16 protein-coding genes are annotated in these 19,392 nt (G+C 42.9%); 2 read left to right on the top strand and 14 right to left on the bottom strand.

Annotated features, from left to right (window positions below):
- Positions 1–237 precede the first annotated feature (237 nt).
- The 7 genes from rlmKL to queC form a co-directional block, all read right to left on the bottom strand.
- Positions 238–2,580 carry a bifunctional 23S rRNA (guanine(2069)-N(7))-methyltransferase RlmK/23S rRNA (guanine(2445)-N(2))-methyltransferase RlmL gene (gene rlmKL / locus J5X94_RS07150; protein ID WP_210540757.1) on the bottom strand — a complete coding sequence of 781 codons (2,343 nt, stop codon included), beginning with the start codon at positions 2,578–2,580 and terminating at the stop codon, positions 238–240.
- A 597-nt stretch (positions 2,581–3,177) separates the two neighbouring features.
- Positions 3,178–3,705: a peroxiredoxin gene (locus tag J5X94_RS07145; protein ID WP_210540756.1), complete on the bottom strand. Its 528-nt coding sequence runs from the start codon at positions 3,703–3,705 to the stop codon at positions 3,178–3,180.
- A 400-nt stretch (positions 3,706–4,105) separates the two neighbouring features.
- Complete coding sequence (locus tag J5X94_RS07140) at positions 4,106–5,293, bottom strand: mechanosensitive ion channel family protein (RefSeq protein WP_228293187.1); 1,188 nt, start codon at positions 5,291–5,293, stop codon at positions 4,106–4,108.
- A 151-nt stretch (positions 5,294–5,444) separates the two neighbouring features.
- Positions 5,445–6,941, bottom strand: coding sequence for a dihydrolipoyl dehydrogenase (locus tag J5X94_RS07135; RefSeq protein WP_210540754.1), 1,497 nt, complete (start codon positions 6,939–6,941; stop codon positions 5,445–5,447).
- 132 nt (positions 6,942–7,073) lie between these two features.
- A complete protein-coding gene (locus tag J5X94_RS07130; RefSeq protein ID WP_210540753.1) occupies positions 7,074–7,571 on the bottom strand; it encodes a peroxiredoxin in 498 nt (165 codons plus the stop codon).
- Positions 7,572–7,729: 158 nt separating this feature from the next.
- Positions 7,730–8,059, bottom strand: a complete 330-nt coding sequence (locus J5X94_RS07125) for a hypothetical protein (RefSeq protein ID WP_010199594.1) — start codon at positions 8,057–8,059, stop codon at positions 7,730–7,732.
- 229 nt (positions 8,060–8,288) lie between these two features.
- Entirely contained in the window at positions 8,289–9,005 is a 717-nt protein-coding gene (gene queC, locus J5X94_RS07120; protein ID WP_210540836.1) for a 7-cyano-7-deazaguanine synthase QueC, read from the bottom strand.
- A gap of 291 nt (positions 9,006–9,296) precedes the next feature.
- On the opposite strand from queC, the gene ttcA reads away from it, so the two are divergent.
- Positions 9,297–10,424: a tRNA 2-thiocytidine(32) synthetase TtcA gene (gene ttcA / locus J5X94_RS07115; RefSeq protein ID WP_210540752.1), complete on the top strand. Its 1,128-nt coding sequence runs from the start codon at positions 9,297–9,299 to the stop codon at positions 10,422–10,424.
- Positions 10,425–10,686: 262 nt separating this feature from the next.
- On the opposite strand, the gene J5X94_RS07110 is transcribed toward ttcA, so the two are convergent.
- The 6 genes from J5X94_RS07110 to ccoN all read right to left on the bottom strand — a co-directional run bounded on the left by J5X94_RS07110 (position 10,687) and on the right by ccoN (position 16,786).
- The gene (locus J5X94_RS07110; RefSeq protein WP_010199599.1) at positions 10,687–11,268 is read right to left on the bottom strand and encodes a FixH family protein; all 582 of its coding nucleotides are present in this window, start codon (positions 11,266–11,268) and stop codon (positions 10,687–10,689) included.
- Positions 11,269–11,443: 175 nt separating this feature from the next.
- A complete protein-coding gene (gene ccoG / locus J5X94_RS07105; RefSeq protein ID WP_189584539.1) occupies positions 11,444–12,853 on the bottom strand; it encodes a cytochrome c oxidase accessory protein CcoG in 1,410 nt (469 codons plus the stop codon).
- A 488-nt stretch (positions 12,854–13,341) separates the two neighbouring features.
- Entirely contained in the window at positions 13,342–14,490 is a 1,149-nt protein-coding gene (gene ccoP, locus J5X94_RS07100; protein ID WP_010199602.1) for a cytochrome-c oxidase, cbb3-type subunit III, read from the bottom strand.
- Positions 14,487–14,669, bottom strand: a complete 183-nt coding sequence (locus tag J5X94_RS07095) for a CcoQ/FixQ family Cbb3-type cytochrome c oxidase assembly chaperone (protein WP_010199605.1) — start codon at positions 14,667–14,669, stop codon at positions 14,487–14,489. The genes ccoP and J5X94_RS07095 overlap by 4 nt, the downstream gene beginning before the upstream one ends.
- Complete coding sequence (ccoO, locus tag J5X94_RS07090) at positions 14,669–15,307, bottom strand: cytochrome-c oxidase, cbb3-type subunit II (RefSeq protein ID WP_010199607.1); 639 nt, start codon at positions 15,305–15,307, stop codon at positions 14,669–14,671. Before ccoO ends, J5X94_RS07095 begins: the two co-directional genes overlap by 1 nt.
- A 9-nt stretch (positions 15,308–15,316) precedes the next feature.
- A complete protein-coding gene (gene ccoN, locus J5X94_RS07085) occupies positions 15,317–16,786 on the bottom strand; it encodes a cytochrome-c oxidase, cbb3-type subunit I (RefSeq protein WP_210540751.1) in 1,470 nt (489 codons plus the stop codon).
- Between the two features lie 863 nt (positions 16,787–17,649).
- On the opposite strand from ccoN, the gene J5X94_RS07080 reads away from it, so the two are divergent.
- A complete protein-coding gene (locus J5X94_RS07080) occupies positions 17,650–18,039 on the top strand; it encodes a hypothetical protein (protein ID WP_010199611.1) in 390 nt (129 codons plus the stop codon).
- Positions 18,040–18,198: 159 nt separating this feature from the next.
- Here J5X94_RS07080 and J5X94_RS07075 read toward each other — a convergent pair whose 3' ends face one another.
- On the bottom strand, positions 18,199–19,179 hold the full coding sequence (locus tag J5X94_RS07075) for a hypothetical protein (protein WP_201591448.1): 981 nt from the start codon (positions 19,177–19,179) through the stop codon (positions 18,199–18,201).
- Between the last annotated feature and the right edge of the window lie 213 nt (positions 19,180–19,392).

The raw sequence follows: 19,392 nt of genomic DNA, 5'->3' as shown, positions 1-19,392 counted from the left end.
TAGCGTAAAAATTTTTGGTATGAAATAATAAAAATAAAAGCGATGTTGAACCAAAATTGGTGCAAGACCATCGCCTAGTAATGCTCTATCATAACAACAAAAAATGACCCAATCAAAGCTGATTGGGTCATTATTGTGTTTCATCGTCATTGGGCAAAAAACCCAAATTTTGAGAAGCTAGACTGCTGAGATGAATTTCTCTATTTGTCTAGCAATCTTGTATCGATAAGCGCTTGATTATAGGCTTTGACGGTGACGAATCTCAAAACTCTGATGAATGGGTTTTTTGATATTAAAATCGAAGCCAATGGTTTTTTGTGTGATATCAACGATGTCATAGCGCTCGATTAATTGCTCATCGAGCTCAAAACGGGTAAAGTTGTTTGAGAAGTATAAGACGCCATCAGCGGTCAAGCGGTTCATCGCGCGGTTAATAATAGCGGCATGATCACGCTGCACATCAAAAGTACCTTGGAACTTTTTCGAGTTTGAAAAGGTCGGTGGATCAATGAAGATGATATCGAATTGCTCGGTATTTTCCTTAATCCACTCAAAAATATCGGCAGCAACGAATTGATATTTATTGCGGCTGACGTCCAAACCGTTGAGCACAAAGTTTTGCTTGCCCCAATCGAGATAGTTCTGTGACAAGTCAACGCTGGTGACTTTTTTCGCGCCAGCCAATGCCGCATGTACACTTGCGGTACAGGTATAAGCAAATAAATTCAATACTGATTTATTACGACTGCTGTCTTTAATCCGCGCGCGCATATTACGATGGTCAATAAACAAACCGGTATCGAGATAATCGGTAAAGTTGACGTAGAAATACGCGCCATCTTCGCGAGCAACATGAAACTTGCCGCGCTTTTCTGTGGTGTTCTGCTTACTATACTGATCATTACCAGACTGGCGTGCCCGAGTTTTGATAAAGATTTGTTCGCGATTAATATCGAATACTTCGCGGATACCCATCAAAGCTAGATTAAAGCGTTTTTTGGCGGTCTCAGGTGGAATAGTCTTTGGTGGTGCATATTCTTGCACGTGCGCATAGTCACCATATAAGTCGATAGCGACCTTAAAGTCAGGCAAATCGGCATCGTAGACACGCACATTACTCACATTGTCTTTTTTAGCCAGTTTCTTGAGTTTGGCAAGATTTTTTTGCAGGCGATTGATAAAGTCTTGACCGTCTTCTACTTCAATCTCACGCTTTTCAAAACGGCTCACAAGATTACCTGTTTGCCCTGCAATCAACTTGCCATAGCGGAAATAAACGGTAATGGCACCATTATGACAGCGTAAGGTTTTTGGTTCTTTAATCGGTAAGATATCGACTTGCTCGACATGAGAGGCCAGTATACCAAGCATCGGATCGACACCACTACCGGCAAAGCTGTCTTGCAATATAAGCCCAATCGCTTGATACAAGGGCTTAATCATCTCTTCATCACCCAAACGCTCGCCATAAGGTGGGTTGGTGATAATTAGAGGGTTGCTCAATCGACCATCATCGACCAACGGCTTTAGCACGCTGCTTAGCTGGTCAAGGGCGCGGGTTTCAATGTCGAGTAACGGTAGCAAGTCTTGTAGACCAGCGGCAATTAGGTTCTTTTCTGTAGCGATAATCGCGCCACTATCGGCATCAAAACCCAAGATTAGCGGTAGGGTGTCTGGCTGCTCATTAGCAATGGCTAAGCCTTCACGAAAACGTGTCTGGGCATCATCAATCATCTGCTGCCATAGCGTCTCGTCATGATGCTGCCATTGGTAAAAACCAAATTGATTGGCGGCTTTGTCGATACCCACCGCATAATCACAATGCATGAGTAGCGCTTCAATGATAAAGGTGCCAGAGCCACACATTGGATCGACTAAGGCATTATAGAAAGGCGCGTCGCCAGCCTCATTTTTCTTATGCCAGCCTGCGCTATAAAGCAAAGCTGCTGCTAAGTTTTCTTTTAATGGTGCTTCGGTCATCGCCACGCGATAGCCACGGCGATGCAAACTGGTGCCTGACAAATCTAAATACAGTTCAGCTTGCTTGTCATTGACCGTCGCAAAAATAGCAAAATCTGGATGTTTGCTATCAACGTTAGGGCGACTGTCATAAACTTCATTAAACGTATCAGCAATGGCATCTTTGATACGTAGCATCGCAAACTGTTGACTGACGGCGACGCGTTTATCGACGGACAGACGGATGGCAAAGGTTTGTTCTAAGTTGAATTGCTCCGTCCAATTGACCGATTTTGCCAAACCATAAAGCTGCTCGGCCACATCATACTCAGCATTAATGTTTCTGCGTTTGATTAACATCAATACCCGTGACGCTACCCGAGACCATAGGCATATAGTATATAAGTCACGCAACGTACCCGTAACGGTCAGACGCCCCGTACTTTTGATATCGCTTGCAATACCAAAACTCGTCAGCTCAGTCTGTAGTGGTGCCTCAAGCCCATCGGCACAAGTGATAATCAGCTCAAGTGACAACTCTGCTGAGATCGCTGGTGAAAGTGCTTCTGACAACGCTGGTGAAGATGCGGCGGCAAGGGCTGGCGCGGTTGTTTCGGTCATACGGATACCTGTGGGCTAAATTGATAAGTAATGATAAATAAGGCACATCATAAGATAAGATGTTTAACCGTCAATTTTACCATAATTACGCTATGGATGGTTTAAGTGGCTTTGATTAAAAGACGGCGTTTAAAATTTTGGCGTTAAGGTGTTATTAAAACTACTGCTATCTATAGTGAGTGAAAAATAGTACAGATACACCACGCAATGCTGATATCCATTTTTCTTACTTGCTGTGCCTGCGCAGATAGAGGCTACAAAAAATTAATATCAGCAATACCGTCACATTTTTAGGATATTTTGGCTATAGCGTCAGATTAAAAAAATGGCGCATTATTGGTTTTTAATCTAGGGCGTGTGCTCATTTTAGTATGGTAATACAAATGAGATAAATTGCAGTCAAATGAGGAAAATAACACCGCTCAGTGATAGAGGTTCTTGTAAAAAACATAAAAAAACTGCGTAGCCCTTATGTTCAAGGACTATGCAGTTTGGCAGTTCGACAGTATTTGAGCCTCAGTATTCGAGCCTCAGTACTTAAGAATTTATCGACGCCTGATAATACCAGTCAAGAGTCAATGTGGTTAAGTCTTGTAATTAAGCATTACTTTTCAAATAATCTAACATGGTGTCTGCATCTGATACTTCAAATGGATCTATTGGGCAGTTGTCGCCAAAATCAGGTTCCTTAAACACTTTTTTGATGGCTTTGTTGTCGATAAGCATCGAATAACGCCATGAGCGCATACCAAAACCAAGATTACTCTTATCAACCAGCATGCCCATTTTACGAGTGAACTCACCATTGCCATCAGGCAGCAAAAAAACGTTTTCGCGGTTTTGCTTTAGGCCCCACTGATACATGACAAAGGCATCATTGACAGAAATACAAACGATTTCATCTACGCCTAACGCCTTAAATTCAGGATACAGCTCTTCATAACGAGGGAGGTGGCTGGTCGAACAAGTTGGCGTAAAGGCACCTGGTAGTGAGAACACAACCACTTTTTTATTGGCAAATAACTCATCTGTGGTTAGGTCATACCATGTGAATGGGTTATCTCCTCCAATAGATTCATCACGAACACGAGTTTTGAAAGTCACATCAGGTACATGGGTAATCATTATTTACTCCGATTTGGGTTATTGTCTTTTTGTTTTTAAAATGCTGCATTTATATGATAATAGTTATAGTAATCCATAAGCAAATTTTTAGGCTTATATTCAATATATAGTTAATACTAAATAAAATGGATAAGTTATTTAATAACGCGAAACTGTTATAAATTTTTCTGGCTTGCTGTACCTATGCCGACAGAGGCTGCAAAAATTCATCCCAGTCCCGCTGTATCTTTTTCATATTGGACTGACTATATAAGCTATCAAAATATATGAGCTTTTTTTAGACCTTACAAGCTACGCTAGCTACTTTGGCCATATCATAGAGAACCATGTTTGAAGTAGTCTCTGTCGCTTAAGATTTTTGAATTTACTTTTCCAGATTAGGGGCATTCCTTAATAAACGTTATTTATTATCTTTGGTTAGCGGCCGTTTTTCTGATACGACCTGCGTTGTGGTCGCAAAGGGTTTGGTGGCGATAGGATAATCGACGTCTTTTGGCATCAGTAGGCGCATATGCGGGTAAGGGGTTGAAATATTGACGGCATCAAAGGCACGCTTAATATCCTCTTTTAGACCTTCCTTGATTTTGGGCATGCGTGCGACAGCGGCAGGCTTGACCCAAAAACGCACGATAAAAAACACTCCGTACTCACCAATTTCATCCACGGTAGCTGAGCTTTCAGGACGATTGAGCACCACTTCAGTATCAGCAAGGACTTGCAAAATTTCCTTGCGAGCAGTGTCGACATCATCTTCAAAAGCGATACGCACACGAATATCAAATCGAATAAAGTTCTTGGAGGTTAAGTTGGTCACTTCGGAGGAGGCAACGTTAGAGTTGGGAATAATGACGGTGATGTTATCTCGAGTCAAAATATGGGTGGTGCGTAATGCAATGAGTACGACACGACCTTCATTGTCATTGATATGAATCCAGTCGCCAACCTGAAAAGATTGTTCGAGCAAAATGGTGATACCCGCAATGAAGTTAGCCAGCGTTGATTGGGCAGCAAAACCGACTGCCAAGCCTACAATCCCTAAACCTGCGACCAATGAGACAATATCAAAACCAAATTGCGCCATGACGCTGGCAAGTCCGAGTACCAATAGCAGCACTGACAAGATGTTTTGAAGCAGCTGCTCTATAGAAGCATTGAGACCATAATGTTGTAGCACTCTGTGAATAATCTGTCCAGATGACGTCCAAAGTACGTAATAAATACCCGCCCATGTACTGGCTTTTGCAGTGGCCTTGATAGTCTCTGGCTCAAAGTAAATTTGGCTCATAATGGCAATCAAGCTGGTAACTATCCAGATATAACGCAAAACGGAGCGGACGATTTTGGCACGGCGCTCATTCAGTCGAATGCGGGATTTGCTTTTTTTGACAATATAAATAGCCAACCAATAACAAAACCCCAATACCGCAAGCAGTATTAGGATTTTGATACCAGTGCTAACCAACTCTACTGCTTGCGATGTCCAATCGAATGACTCTTCATCTATAGAGCCGCCCAAAGCGAGATAAAGGCTAGTATGCAGGTCACGAATAATCTCTTTAAAAAAGTCGGTAACACTGGCGATTGGCATTTTTTCGTCCATGCAGGGTGTGTTTGTACAAAGTTTTGTACACGAGATGCTTGGCTATAAACTACCTCAAGTTATCAAAGCAATCAAACATAACATGAGTGGTGATTGAGACTAAGCCCTTACTTCTTGGAAAGTGTGGCTTAGGTATCCATTAAGAGTTATCTTTTTGTGTGTCTTGAGATTGGAAAGGTATCTCCATCTTATACTGGACATCACGTAGCGCGGTACGCAAACCTTCTAGTATCGTTGGATGATAGAAAGGAGTGTCGAGCATGGCTTTGATACTCAAGTCATTGGTAATCGCCATAGCGAGTATATGACCGATATACTCGGCATCAGGACCTACCATGCTAGCGCCTAAGATTCTATCGGTTTTTTTGCATCCATAGATATGCAACAGACCACAATTGACACCCATCACACGACTGCGACCTTGGTTATCAAAACTGACGCGACCAATGACATACTCCAATTCTGGATCTTGTTGTATTTCTGGTAGAGACATACCGACATTAACGATTTGGGGCGAACAAAACACGATAGAAAAGGGCACTGCTGGTGGACGGATGTAGGCGGCGTCTTTATTGTCACAGACCATATTACCTGCACTAAAACCTTCATCGCTGGCCACGTGTAGCAGTGGAATATTGGCATTGGCATCGCCAACGATAAAGACATTCAAATCACCGATTTGACCGGTTTTCTTGCTCAGATCTTTTGGGCGATTTTTTTCATCGAGTACAACGCCTAGGTTTTCAACACCTAGCTCGTCAATATTGTTACGGCGACCTGTCGCGACCAGTACGTATTCCCCTTGCCACTGCTGTGTCTCACCTGCGCTGTCTTCATAGTCAATAAAAGCGAATGAACCTTTATTGCCTTCAGTTGTTTGTACACCGACATTGTTAATTTTACTACCTAAGTGCATCGTCAGCTCGCGGCTTAAGCAGTCGATGGCCTTATTGCTAATGTCTGGATCTTTCAGTCCAGCCACCTTTTTGACACGATTAAATAATGTCACATCCACACCCAAACGATTAAATGCTTGGGCAAGCTCCAAGCCAATGGCACCTGCACCAACGACCGCCATAGATTTTGGTAAGTCTGGCAGCTCAAAAACGGTATCAGAGGTGAGCAAGGTATCACCAAGCTTGTCCGCCCAACCTTCTGGAGTAAAGGGCGAGCTACCTGTGGCCACGATGATTTTTTCTGCTTCAATCACCTCGTCATTGACCTCAATCAGACCTTGTTTATTGATATGAGCGTGACCCGCTATTTTTTTGTGATCAGGCCAGCTATCTACTTGCTCTTCGAGATAGCTTTCGAAATGACTGCGCTCATCGCGCACACGCTCCATAACTCGCTTGCCATCTATCTGGGCAGTCGCATGAATACCGAATTCAGCAGAATGGTTGGCATCATGTGCACGGTCAGCCGCTGCGATCAATAGTTTGCTAGGCATACAGCCTACAGTGACACAAGTCGTCGTCCAAAAGCCTTCGTTAATAATGACGACATCGTCTTTGATTTTACTGGCTTGGCGAAAAGCGTTTTGTCCTGCTGTACCTGCCCCAATGATGGCAACAGAGACTTTACGGGTGACTTGATGGTTTGTGCTATCGACAGCGGTGTCGGACTGGTTTTTCATATTGTTCTCAAGTAGTTATATTTTATAGGATGTGAGTGACTGATAAGACGTTGGCTTTTAATCGTTTGGGCTCAGCGACTCAATAAACGCTATTTTATGACCAATAATTAGTGCCAATAACCATAATAAAAGTTATGGCGCTAATATCGTCAGTAAACGCTCAGTATAATCTTTGGCGCGTAGATTGCGCTGCGCATGCGTGAGATTGCCGTCTTTATCGAATACGAAAGCTGAGCGTACCAGACCTAGCGTTATCTTACCGTACATGTTTTTTTCTTTTATGACCTCAAAGTACTGGCATAGTTTTTCGTCGCTATCACTGATAAGTGGAATCTGTAGATCATATTTCGCGATAAACTTTTCATGAGATTCGACACTATCACGGGAGACCCCGACAATATCATAGCCCAAATCATCAAACTCACTAAGACGCGCCGTGAACTCTGTCGCTTGTGTGGTGCAGCCTGGAGTGCTGTCTTTTGGATAAAAATAAAGGATCAGTCCTTTGTCGGTATGCGCAACCAAGTCTTTTAGGTCAATGTCATCATGAATAAAGTGACCATCGAGCTCACGCACCATCGTCACTGGAAAGTCGGGCAGGGCAATAGTTTCTGTGGTTGGTTTAGCCATGGTAAAGTCCTTAGTCATTTTAATGTTTGTTTAAATTATGGTGGTCTTATTATAGGCAGATTAGCAGAAATAAATACTCAGTTTTACACTTCACTTATTCATTGGCAACAAAAAAGACTGGTAATGACCAGTCTTTTTTGTGTTGAACCTTTTATCAATTACGCCGGTTTTTGTGGTTTCTTTAGATCTAAGCCGACGGTGCATTGCTGCAAGTCTTTTTGCATTTCCTTCACGTAAGATAGGCCTGACGGGTCTTTCTTGTCTTGGGCGTAGCTTTCAATTTCCCACATTTGACCGATCGTCATGTTGCTACGAACGCCAATGGTGCAATTGCACAGTTTGGTCGCGTTATTTTTATCAGCAACTTTATATTTGACAGCCCCGTTCACACAGGTATTAATATTGTCTTGCTCGATATCGGTAGCATTGGCCTGTGGTATGGCAAAAAGAGCCGCTAAGGCTAGGGGTAATACTGGCAAAAACTTCATAAACATCCTCTCAAAGGTAGCGTCAATTTTGTAGATTTTTACTCAAAAATTAAATTACTGAGGTAAATAAGGGTATTTCTCTATCGGTTGTCTATCTGATGACAGAGAGAATCGTCCATACCATAGCAAGTATCGCAATTAAAATACAACGGCGGCGTGCTGTGTTAATGCAAGCGAATGTTTCGCTAATGTTTAGTTATACTGTCTGTCGCTATGAGTACTTAAACCATTAAGGTTGATAATGAGTAGGATCAGCGATGCCTGCTTGGGCGAATCCTTGACGACGCAAGGTACAGCTATCGCAAACGCCGCAGGCAAGACCATTTGCGTCGGCTTGATAGCAAGAAATCGTCTGACCATAATGGACACCCAATGACAGCCCAAGCTCGATGGTTTTTGCTTTTGACAGCTGCTGTAATGGCGTCTGAATGGATAAATGATGGCCTGTAACGCCCGCTTTTGTCGCCAAGTTTGCCATGTGCTCAAAAGCGGCAATGTATTCAGGACGACAATCTGGATAACCTGAATAATCGACTGAGCTGACGCCAATAACGATATGGTTGGCGTCGGTCACTTCAGCGACGGCTAAGGCATAAGATAAAAATATGGTATTACGAGCCGGTACATAGGTGTTTGGGATGGCATCGTTATCAATCTCATCACGTTTTTTATTAGGGAACTTCTCCGCATCCCCATCAGGAACCATCATACTGTGATCCGTCAATGATGAGCCACCAAGCTGAGCGATATCAATATCGATAATGCGATGGTTGACCGCTGCCGTTTCGGCGATATTTTTTGCGGCGACAAGCTCACTATTATGGCGTTGACCATAGTTGAAGCTGACTGCAGTCACCGACGCATAACGTGCCTTGGCCCAATACAAACAAGTCACCGAATCAAGCCCGCCCGACAATAGCACAACGGCATTTTGGCTTTTATGCAGAGCATTTAAATCAGTATCGGAGGCTTGATTATTGGAGGTGCTTTGCGAAGTAACATTAGTCATAATGGTATCTATTATTGGTTTACGAAAAACGGTTATTTTAGCAAAAATCCAACCGTTACATAACCATGCAGCCGTTATTTAATGTCCTCTTTTCAAACTGTGAGCAAATTTTGTTATAATTGCTGCTTTTAAAGCATCAGTGTTAACGCTTGCCCATCATGTATGACAGCACTGTGATAGCAGTTTGCTGTATAGCAAAATCACCCTTGTAAAGATATTGAGTAACTTATGACTGCAGCGACCTTGTTTACACCAAAAATTACGCCAGAGTTTGATGAGACGTCTGCTGATGCAGGTAGGGCAGACTATACTTTAGAGACTGATAGTATGGAGTATGATGATGCCGCTGAGGATGATTTGATTGCTGAAACGTTATCACCTACTCAATCAGCACAGTTTCGCAAGCTACAGAAGAAACTGCGTAGACAAGTATCTTGGGCGATTCGTGATTTTAATATGATCGAAGAGGGTGACGTGGTGATGGTCTGTGTTTCAGGGGGCAAAGACAGCTATACCTTATTGGATATTTTATTGCTGCTAAAACGTATTGCACCGATTAATTTTGATATCGTCGCGGTTAATTTGGATCAAAAGCAGCCAGGTTATCCTGAGGATATTTTGCCAGCGTATCTAAACGAGCAGGGCATTGCCCACTATATTTTAGAAAAGGATACTTATAGTATCGTCAAAAGCGTGGTGCCAGAAGGTAAGACTTATTGTTCGGCATGTTCGCGTTTGCGTCGTGGCTCATTATATGGTTTTGCAAAACAAATTGGCGCGACCAAAATTGCTCTTGGTCATCACCGCGATGATATGTTGGCCACGTTCTTTTTGAACTTATTTCATGGCGGTACGCTCAAGTCTATGCCACCGAAACTGCTCAGCGATGATAAGCAAAACATGCTTATTCGCCCATTGGCCTATGTCGAAGAGAAAGACATCATTGAATACGCAAAATTGAAAGAATTCCCGATTATTCCATGTAACTTGTGTGGCAGCCAAACCAATCTACAGCGCGCCATCATTAATGACATGCTACGCGAATGGGACGATGCTCATCCACAGCGTTTGGCCTCTATCTTTAAGGCCATGCAAAACGTGGCACCGTCGCAATTAGCAGACCGTGAATTGTTTGACTTTGAAGGGTTAAGTCTTGATCGTGATGACAATGAGCGTTTGTTTGAAGGGGATAATATTCAGGCAGGGCAGACCGATAGCTTGGCTGAAATTGGCTTACCAATAGCGCCACAAACGCAAACTTTTAATCCAAAGTTTGCCAGTAAGCAACAGTCAGATAAAACGATAGAAAGCAGTCGACCCACACAGAAGATTCCAACAATTAATCCTGTTATCTAGGGCGTGTCCTCAATTCAATCGATGAATATCTAAATGGGCTAAAAATGGCTAAATTTTGCTGATATTAATTTTTTGTCGCCTCTGTCTGCGCAGGCAAAGCAAGCAAGAAAAATGGATATCAGCAGTGCGTGATGGTTCGATATCACTTTTCACTCACTATAGCCAAATAATAGCCAAAAAAAACCAGCTTATTCATGGCTGGTTTTTTATGTCTTAGTGAATTGATTATTCGCTGAATCTACGAAGTCTATATTTATATAAGTTAACTCTCAGCAAATACTGGTAGCGGATCAAAACTAACCTTTGAACGTGGCAATTTTGCCACATCTTGCATACGCCAATCATCTTTGCCTTCATTGCTCACTTGCAAATAGTACTTGGCTTTTACGGGGTCAATATCTACCTTAGCGCTATATTTATTACCTTCTTGATGCTGTAGCACCACATCACGATCTTTTTTGATGTCGGTCGCATGGGAGATTGATAAATCTAATTTATCAGGATAAGTAAGCGGGGTGCCATTAAGTAATTTGCCCGATTGTAAGCTTTGCTCAGGATAATTCAAATAAAACACAATATTACCGTCATCGGCAAACTGCATCTCGCCATGCAGGTCTAAGTCATAAGTCAGCTTGTCACGGGACACATCATGATAAAGCGTCTTGCCATCCATATACCAATCGTCACGAACCACACTGTCACGGATCTGATAGGAGTAATAAACAAACCAGAGGCAAGCAATCACCACAAAGGCTGGCATGCCAATCACAAAGATAACCACCATATAGTTTTTATACCATGGCTGGCTATCTTGGTGCTTAAAATTTGGTGCTGGAGTAGACATAAAATACCTATTAATCAAATAGCTGTTTATAGATATCCAGTTATCGGATATCTATACAGTGGTATCGACGGATAAATTGACGGCTAACGGCTGTCAGTTTAGTGATAATTTATAACCCGCTCGTCAATGACTAACGGGTGAAATATATGAGTCTACACTTGCCACACGCAAGCGTTTACTGACCTTGGGTGGTAAAGACGTTTTGCTTACTGACCATGTACTGACCATCATTGCTGTTCACATTTAAGGTAACAAGCGTTTGACCAGATTCAATGACATCAGGATCACCATAAATACTGACGGGCATATCAAAGCTTTCACCTGCTTCTAATGGTACATCATTAAAACGCAATTCCAAACTCAGACCTTCTTGCGGGGCAAGGGTTATCTTATAGATATGCGGCTCTTGTGTTTTATTGGTCAGCTTAACGATATAGCTGTTTTCAATCATGCCTTGAGTATTGATCGATGACAACTGATTACGGTCACGGCGAATATCAATCTCTAAGGGGACACGATCGGTCAAGGCATAAACGACACCACCGCAAAGCACGGTCAGTAGCGCTAAATAGGCAAAAAACCGTGGGCGAAATACTCGGCTTTTCTCTTTTTCTGCCAGTTGCCGTTCTGTCGTATAGCGAATCAAGCCACGGGGATAACCCACTTTATCCATGACTTCATTACAGGCATCGACGCACGCGGCACATTGAATACAGGCCACTTGTAAACCATCACGAATATCGATACCAGTAGGGCATACTTGCACACACATCTGACATTCGATACAGTCGCCTAAATGTTCCGGATTGGTCCCTTTTTTACGCGCGCCCCGTGGCTCACCGCGCTCATAATCATAGGAAACAATCAGCGTATCTTTATCAAACATAACGCTTTGGAAGCGCCCGTAAGGACAGATTTGAACACACATCTGCTCACGCATGTAGCCAGCATTCACATAGGTAGAAAAAGCAAAGATAAAGACAGATACCCAAATCCACGTAGGCCAATCAGGGAAAGGTATAACGCCTATCATCTGCCAACTATGATATAAGCTATCAGTGCCGGAGACGTAGCTTACGAATGTAGTCGCCGTAATCATTGAAAAAACAAACCAAATAAAATATACCAAACCACGTTTAAAGGCTTTTTTTGCACTCATCGGTTCTTTATCGAACTTCATGCGCTTATTACGGTCACCAATCACCCATTTTTCAACATACTGATAGAGATGCGTCCAGATCGTTTGGGGACACGCATAGCCGCACCATACCCGACCAGCGTATACCGTTACCATAAATAAGGTAAAAGCGGCAATCAGCGCAAAGGCGGCAATGAAATAAAAATCCTGAGTCAAAAAAGTCATGCCAAAAATATAGTAATGCTGCGAGGGTACATCAAACCATATTGCCTGCCTATCATTATAACGCAGCCATGGCAGTAGCAAAAACAGCGCCAAAAACGCATACATACTAACGACGCGGATATTTTGATAAAAACCCGTGATAAATCGAGGATGAATACGATGCTTGGTGGCATCAAGATCAATCTGCTGTACAGGGATTTTATTGGGTTGTGGTGCTGACATAAACGTGCCTCTTTAAAAAAAGAATCAGTCTGCTGGCATGATGAACAAACACCTATAATAAAAAGATGTCGGGATGTGCGATGTTATCAATGTCAGTAAGTAGCTGAGTGGGATAATCACTGTAAAAACAGCGGACCCTGCTACCAAATGAGCGATTGTAAATAGCCAATTACGATTGAACCATTCATACTAAAAATGGCGATCGATTCGTGGTTTTTAAATCGTGCTATTTTAGCATTATCCCTACTATAAATGGGGTAATAATGCTCAAAAACAATCATTGTATCCAAATTATATTGACCGACTGGTTACCGTCGAGTCGCCTACACAGCAGGCTTCGCAGAGTAAATAAGTATCATGACAAAGACATGAAAGCGCTTAAACTAAAATCTTCAGCCAAATTGCCAAACAAAAGGGAGAACTGCAATAACAGTTCTCCCTTTTTTCGATCTTATCCATTTATCCTATAACGACTGACTAGAGTAGTCTTAGTTAACGGTAGCTGCTGCCGGTGCTGCTGCTTTTGGCGCAGTAGCAGTAACAGGTAGGGCTTGAGTGGCCTTAGCTGGCTTGTCTGACAAAGAGTAAATATAAGCAGCAAGTAGCATAATACGCTCATTACCTAGCTTCGTTTCCCACTGCGGCATCACACCTGCGCGTCCGTAACGTAAAGTATTACGTACCGTTTCGCGCTCGCCGCCATATAACCAAATGGTATCAGTTAAGTTTGGCGCACCCGCTGAAATCATACCTTTGCCATCTTTATCATGGCATAACGCACAATTTTGTTGGAAGATAGCTGAACCTTGAGCAACCAATGTCTGATCAAGTTTGCCGTTGCTTTTACTACCGTTATTTGACGACAACGATAATACATATTCTGATGCTGCACGCACACCGTCTTCACCGATCTGATCGCGCCATGCTGGCATACCACCAACGCGGCCATTGTGTAGCGTGGTCAAAATATTTTGTGCTTCGCCGCCATATAACCAATCATTATCAGTTAGGTTAGGGTAGCCTGTTGCACCTTTCGCATTAGAGCCATGACATACCGAACAGTTCTGTAAGAACAAACGGCTACCGACTTTTAGGGCGTTCGGATTTTCAGAAAGCTTTTCAATATAAGGGGCAAGCTCAGCAATTTTTCCGTCAATTTGTGTTTGCAAATCTGCAGGTGGTGTCTCACTACGACGCATGGTTGCTTGCAATTCATTAAGTGTACCCAATGTTGCAGTCGCGCCCGCTGCATCTGCTTTTACCAAGATGCTTTGCTCAAAATTATCGGTAAAGATTTTATTATTGCTTTCAAGCTCACTGAATAGCTCGTTCTTAGAGGTCCATGGTACGGTTTCGCCATCGACTTCTACGGTGGCGATGCCTTCCCAGTGTGCTGGGAACATTGCTGGGAAAAATACCCAGTAAGCGACACCCCAAACGATTGAGCCAAAAAATATCACCAACCACCATTTAGGGAGTGGTTTGTCGTATTCTCGGATACCATCATATTCATGACCAGTGGTACCGTCTTCCTCGACGTCTGGCTTGTATTTTAATACAAACAGTAGAACGCCAAGAATGAAAAGCCAGCAGCCGAAACTGAATAGCGTGATCCAAGAACTCCAAAAAAATGTCATCGTTTATCCTTATTGCGCTGCTCTTCAGACAGAGACTTTATATCCTCGTCATCAAGCGCAAGTTGTGCATCTTCTTCGAAGCGTTTTTTGTTTTTTGGCGAATACGCCCACCATGCAACGCCTACGAAGGCAACAAAGGCAGAGACGGTCGCAATTGTTTGTAATTCACCAATACCCATTAGCGCTGTCCTTCCATTGCGGTGCCTAACTGCTGAAGGTAGGCGACTAAAGCATCAAGCTCAGTGGCACCAAGCACAGCATCAGGAGCACCTTCAATATCTTCTTCAGTGTAAGGTACGCCAAAACGATCGCGGAATAGACGCATTTTCGCTTGTACGTTCGTACCGTTGACTTCGTTAGTCGCAAGCCAAGGGAAACCTGGCATCACTGACTCAGGTACTAGTGACCGTGGCGCAATGAGATGTTGCTTTTGCCAATCTTCCGAATAGCGTCCACCAACACGTGCTAGGTCAGGCCCTGTACGTTTTGAACCCCATAAGAATGGATGATCCCATGTTGATTCAGCGGCACGTGAATACGGTCCATAACGTTCAACTTCAGCACGCAGTGGGCGAACCATCTGCGTGTGACAGACGTGACAACCTTCACGAATATAAATATCACGACCTTCAAATTCAAGCGCAGTCCATGGCTCCATAGAAGGTAGTGGGGCGTTCACGCCACCTTCTTCTGGACCCTTGTTATCATAAATCAGCGGTACGATTTCAACTAACGTTGCAAAACTAATCGCAATAACGATACCGATGACCAACAAGCCTGTATTTTTTTCAATAATTTCATGCGGTGTACCAGCCATGATCGCTCCTTATACTTTAGCTGTCGAGGTATTGACACTAGATTCGTGATCCGTAGGATCAGCAACATCTACAGGCTTACCTTCAGGCATCTTAAGTGTTTTATAAACGTTATATGCCATCACAAACATGCCCGACACATATAAGAAGCCACCAAAAGCACGACCAATATATGGGAAATGTGAGAACTCAACCGTATCAACGAAGCTATATACCAAAGTACCATCTGGGTTAGTAGCCAGCCACATCATGCCTTGGCCAATACCTGAGATCCACATTGATACGATGTAAAAGATAGTCCCTGCCGTCGCTAGCCAGAAATGCGTGGTGATTAAGCTGATAGAGTACATTTTTGGCTTATTATAAATACGAGGCAACAGTACATATAGCGAACCAATAGTAATCATGCCCACCCAGCCAAGCGCACCTGAGTGTACGTGACCAATTGTCCAATCCGTATTATGCGATAGCGCATTAACGGTTTTGATAGACATCATTGGGCCTTCGAATGTCGACATGGCATAGAATGACAGTGCCACAATCATAAAGCGAATGATCGGATCGGTACGTAACTTATCCCAACTACCAGATAGCGTCAAGACACCATTAATCATACCACCCCAAGAAGGCGCGAATAAGATAATGGAGAACACCATTGCCAATGACTGCGTCCAATCAGGAAGCGCCGAATAATGCAAATGGTGACCGCCAGCCCACATATAAGACGCAATCAACGCCCAAAAGTGAACAATAGACAAACGATACGAATAAATAGGACGACCAATCTGTACTGGGACAAAGTAATACATCATCCCAAGGAAAGCTGCCGTCAAGTAAAAACCGACCGCGTTATGTCCGTACCACCACTGCACCATGGCATCGGTTGCACCGCCAAATAACGAGTAAGATTTAAACGCACTAACCGGAATCGCCATGCTATTTACGATGTGTAGTAACGCAATCGTAATAATAAAAGCGGCAAAGAACCAGTTAGCCACATAGATATGTGAGGTTTTGCGTTTGATGAGTGTTCCGAAGAAAACAATGGCATAAGATATCCACACCAACGCAATCAATATGTCGATGGGCCACTCAAGCTCAGCGTATTCTTTACTCGAGGTCAAACCTAGCGGTAATGTAATGACAGCAGAAACGATAACAGCCTGCCAACCCCAAAAGGTAAACCAAGCCAAATACGGTGCGAACAAGCGTGTCTTACAGGTACGCTGGACGATGTAGTAAGACGTTGCGAACAGGGCAGAGCCACCGAACGCAAAAATAACCGCATTGGTATGTAGCGGTCTTAGACGGCTAAAGGTCAGCCATGGGATGTCAAAGTTGAGTGCTGGCCATGCTAACTGTGAAGCAATGAACACGCCAAGACTCATGCCGACGATGCCCCATACAACGGCCATTATCGTAAAAAATCTTACGACAGTAATTTCGTACTCACGGTCAACTGCTGTGTTTTGTAAACTCATTGGATGATTCCTTTACAGCCCGAATTATCAACAGAATTAACTAACTCTCCGCGCTATATGTATCAAATAAATTGATGCAAGCAAATAGTGACTGCGGTACATGCTGTTTTTTGACTCATTTATCATCTTAAGGTTATTAACTATCAAGCTAAGCTTCCACTCGGTATCTACTGATGCAAAGAGGAAGGGGGAAGCGCTAGAAAAATATCTCGCTTACAACCAGTTGATAGTAGGATTGTTAATAACTCGTCAAGGGGAATAAGGAGTGGCACCGTATATAAGCATCAAACATCTAGTGATGTTAAGGATTTATCTTAATTATTACTGAAAATAACAGCACTAACGAAGATAGATACTGGTATCCATCTGGTAATAAAATATTATTGACCATTGATGTATGCTAGCGGCGGCTGACAAAAAAACAGATTAACGTAATGTTTAGTTAAAACTCCCGACTCTGTTTAAGGGTATTGTAACGCAATCCTAATCAAATATCATCAGAACTATGCGGCAAAATACAAACTCTTTGGTAAAAATCTAGGCAGGCAACTCTTTGTAGTTATGCTAGGAGCCTATTTTATACCCAATTTCAAGACTATTCTAGAGGGTTAAATGATACGAATTGCAGGGTACAAGGACAAACTCTAGAGAAATTTTTGTAACAATGGCAACATTAGCCTTATAAATAGGTTTTACTTATCATCAAATCGCCCCTTATAATGAGGCTGAAGAATATCGATAGTAGATTTCCTATCCATTGTTATGACAACAATGACAAAATAACGAGTTTAATCATTTGGACACAATTGGGCGGCGTTAATCCATAAGGTGAACCCAGTACCCCATTCATTAAGGATAATAAGATGGCAGTTTTTTTGACAGATGCATGGTTCGATGACGTTGAGAAGTTAGGTAGTGAAGCCGGTGAGCTAAATTTGCCGCCAGCGCTGGCTAATATGATTATTAACCTAAAAGTGTCCGACACGGACAAAGACATCGAAGCCAACTTTGCTGATGGCTTGTTGCATCGCGGCTTGAATGATAATGCGACCACCACACTCTTGCTTGACCGTAGTATCTTGCAATCTATCATCACTGATTTCGACACTAATGAAATTATGGGTGCGTTTATGGGTGGCAAAATTCGTGTCGAAGGTGACATGTCACAACTGATGGCGGTACAGACTGCGCGTCCAAGTGCTGAGCAAAAAGAATTATACAAGCGTATCAAATCAATGACGACGATGGCTTAACGGCTTAAGCCTGTATTTTCTAGATTCTCCCAATCGGTTAGTTTTGATCAATCTTATTCACACCGACCATAAAAAAATCCCCTAATTCTATGTTAGGGGATTTTTTTATGATCGATGACTGTCACTATGACGTATAGTTAAGGATAGTTGTTAAATTCCTTAGCTGGCTTTTGATTGCGCCGTCGCGTCTTGTGACTTTTGATTTTCTTTGTAAATGGCGGCTTGTAGCCAAACATTTGCCTGAATGTAGTCATGTACTTTGATAGAAGCGGTCTCTACTGTATTGAGCGCGCCAATACGTACCACGAATGGATCGGCATCTTGCTCACGTAGTATTACCACATCAAACAAGATAATTGATTTGCCATTAAAGAGAGTTTCTTGCTTGCCAAGCACTTGACCTTGGCACCATGCTTCGTCTTCTTGTCCCAAAGTATCACCGAACAGATACGCACACATATGACCCAAGTTAATCTCTACAGGAGCCATTTGTTCTTTAGTTTCAGGCTTCCATTCTTTGATCTGCTCTTGTAGATCGTCTGGTATCTGACCATCATTGGCAGCGACGATGTCATTAAACGCGCGGTGATAGCGGATGGCTTCTTGATCTTCTACCATAATGACTTCTTGCTGTTCGCTCAGCTTAATTTCATGCGCCCAAGCACTGAAATTCGCAAAATACGAACTGTCGCGTTGGTATAAGTGGCGATTGGCGGTATAAAGCTGGTCAAAGGCATAAATAATACTGCCATCAGCCGTACGTAGGCGCAGTACTGCGTCGTGCGAGTTGTCATTGGCGATGATACGTTCGATTTTGCAATGCAGCCCATAAGGACTGTCAACACAAGGGTAGGCGTTGATAAAACGTTCTGGTTTGCCGTCTTTCATTGCCAGTACTTGGTTGATGTGACAAGGCTGATCTTCAGACAACAACAAACAACTGTCTTTGGCGCTGACGTTGGGGTTAAGACCTTTGGGCATGGCCGCCTTTTCGATCATTTTTTGTAGCCACTCTGGCACATCCTGACTCATGTCATCGGTTAAAATACGCCAATGATCGGCATGACCCGCAGCTTGCTCGTCGGATAATGTGATTTTGGTAGGAGATTGGATGTTTTTATACTGATAATTAATGGTCATGAAAATACTCAAACTTAAGTCAGCGATGAAGTTTAGACCTAACGCTGTGATTGCTTATCTAGCATCCAATATTTACAATCATTGGTCTATGATAGCCAGCAATGTCAGCAGCACAGGGTCAGCAAACAACAATGAGGGGTTAGTGACAATTGTCCTTAGCATACAATATATAGGTATAGACGCAAGTAATAGCAAGCCCCTCATAAAAAATAA

Origin of the sequence: Psychrobacter sp. K31L, from assembly GCF_017942195.1 — a bacterium.
Taxonomy (GTDB): domain Bacteria; phylum Pseudomonadota; class Gammaproteobacteria; order Pseudomonadales; family Moraxellaceae; genus Psychrobacter; species Psychrobacter glaciei.
This window is presented reverse-complemented; position numbering and strand designations above follow the sequence as displayed.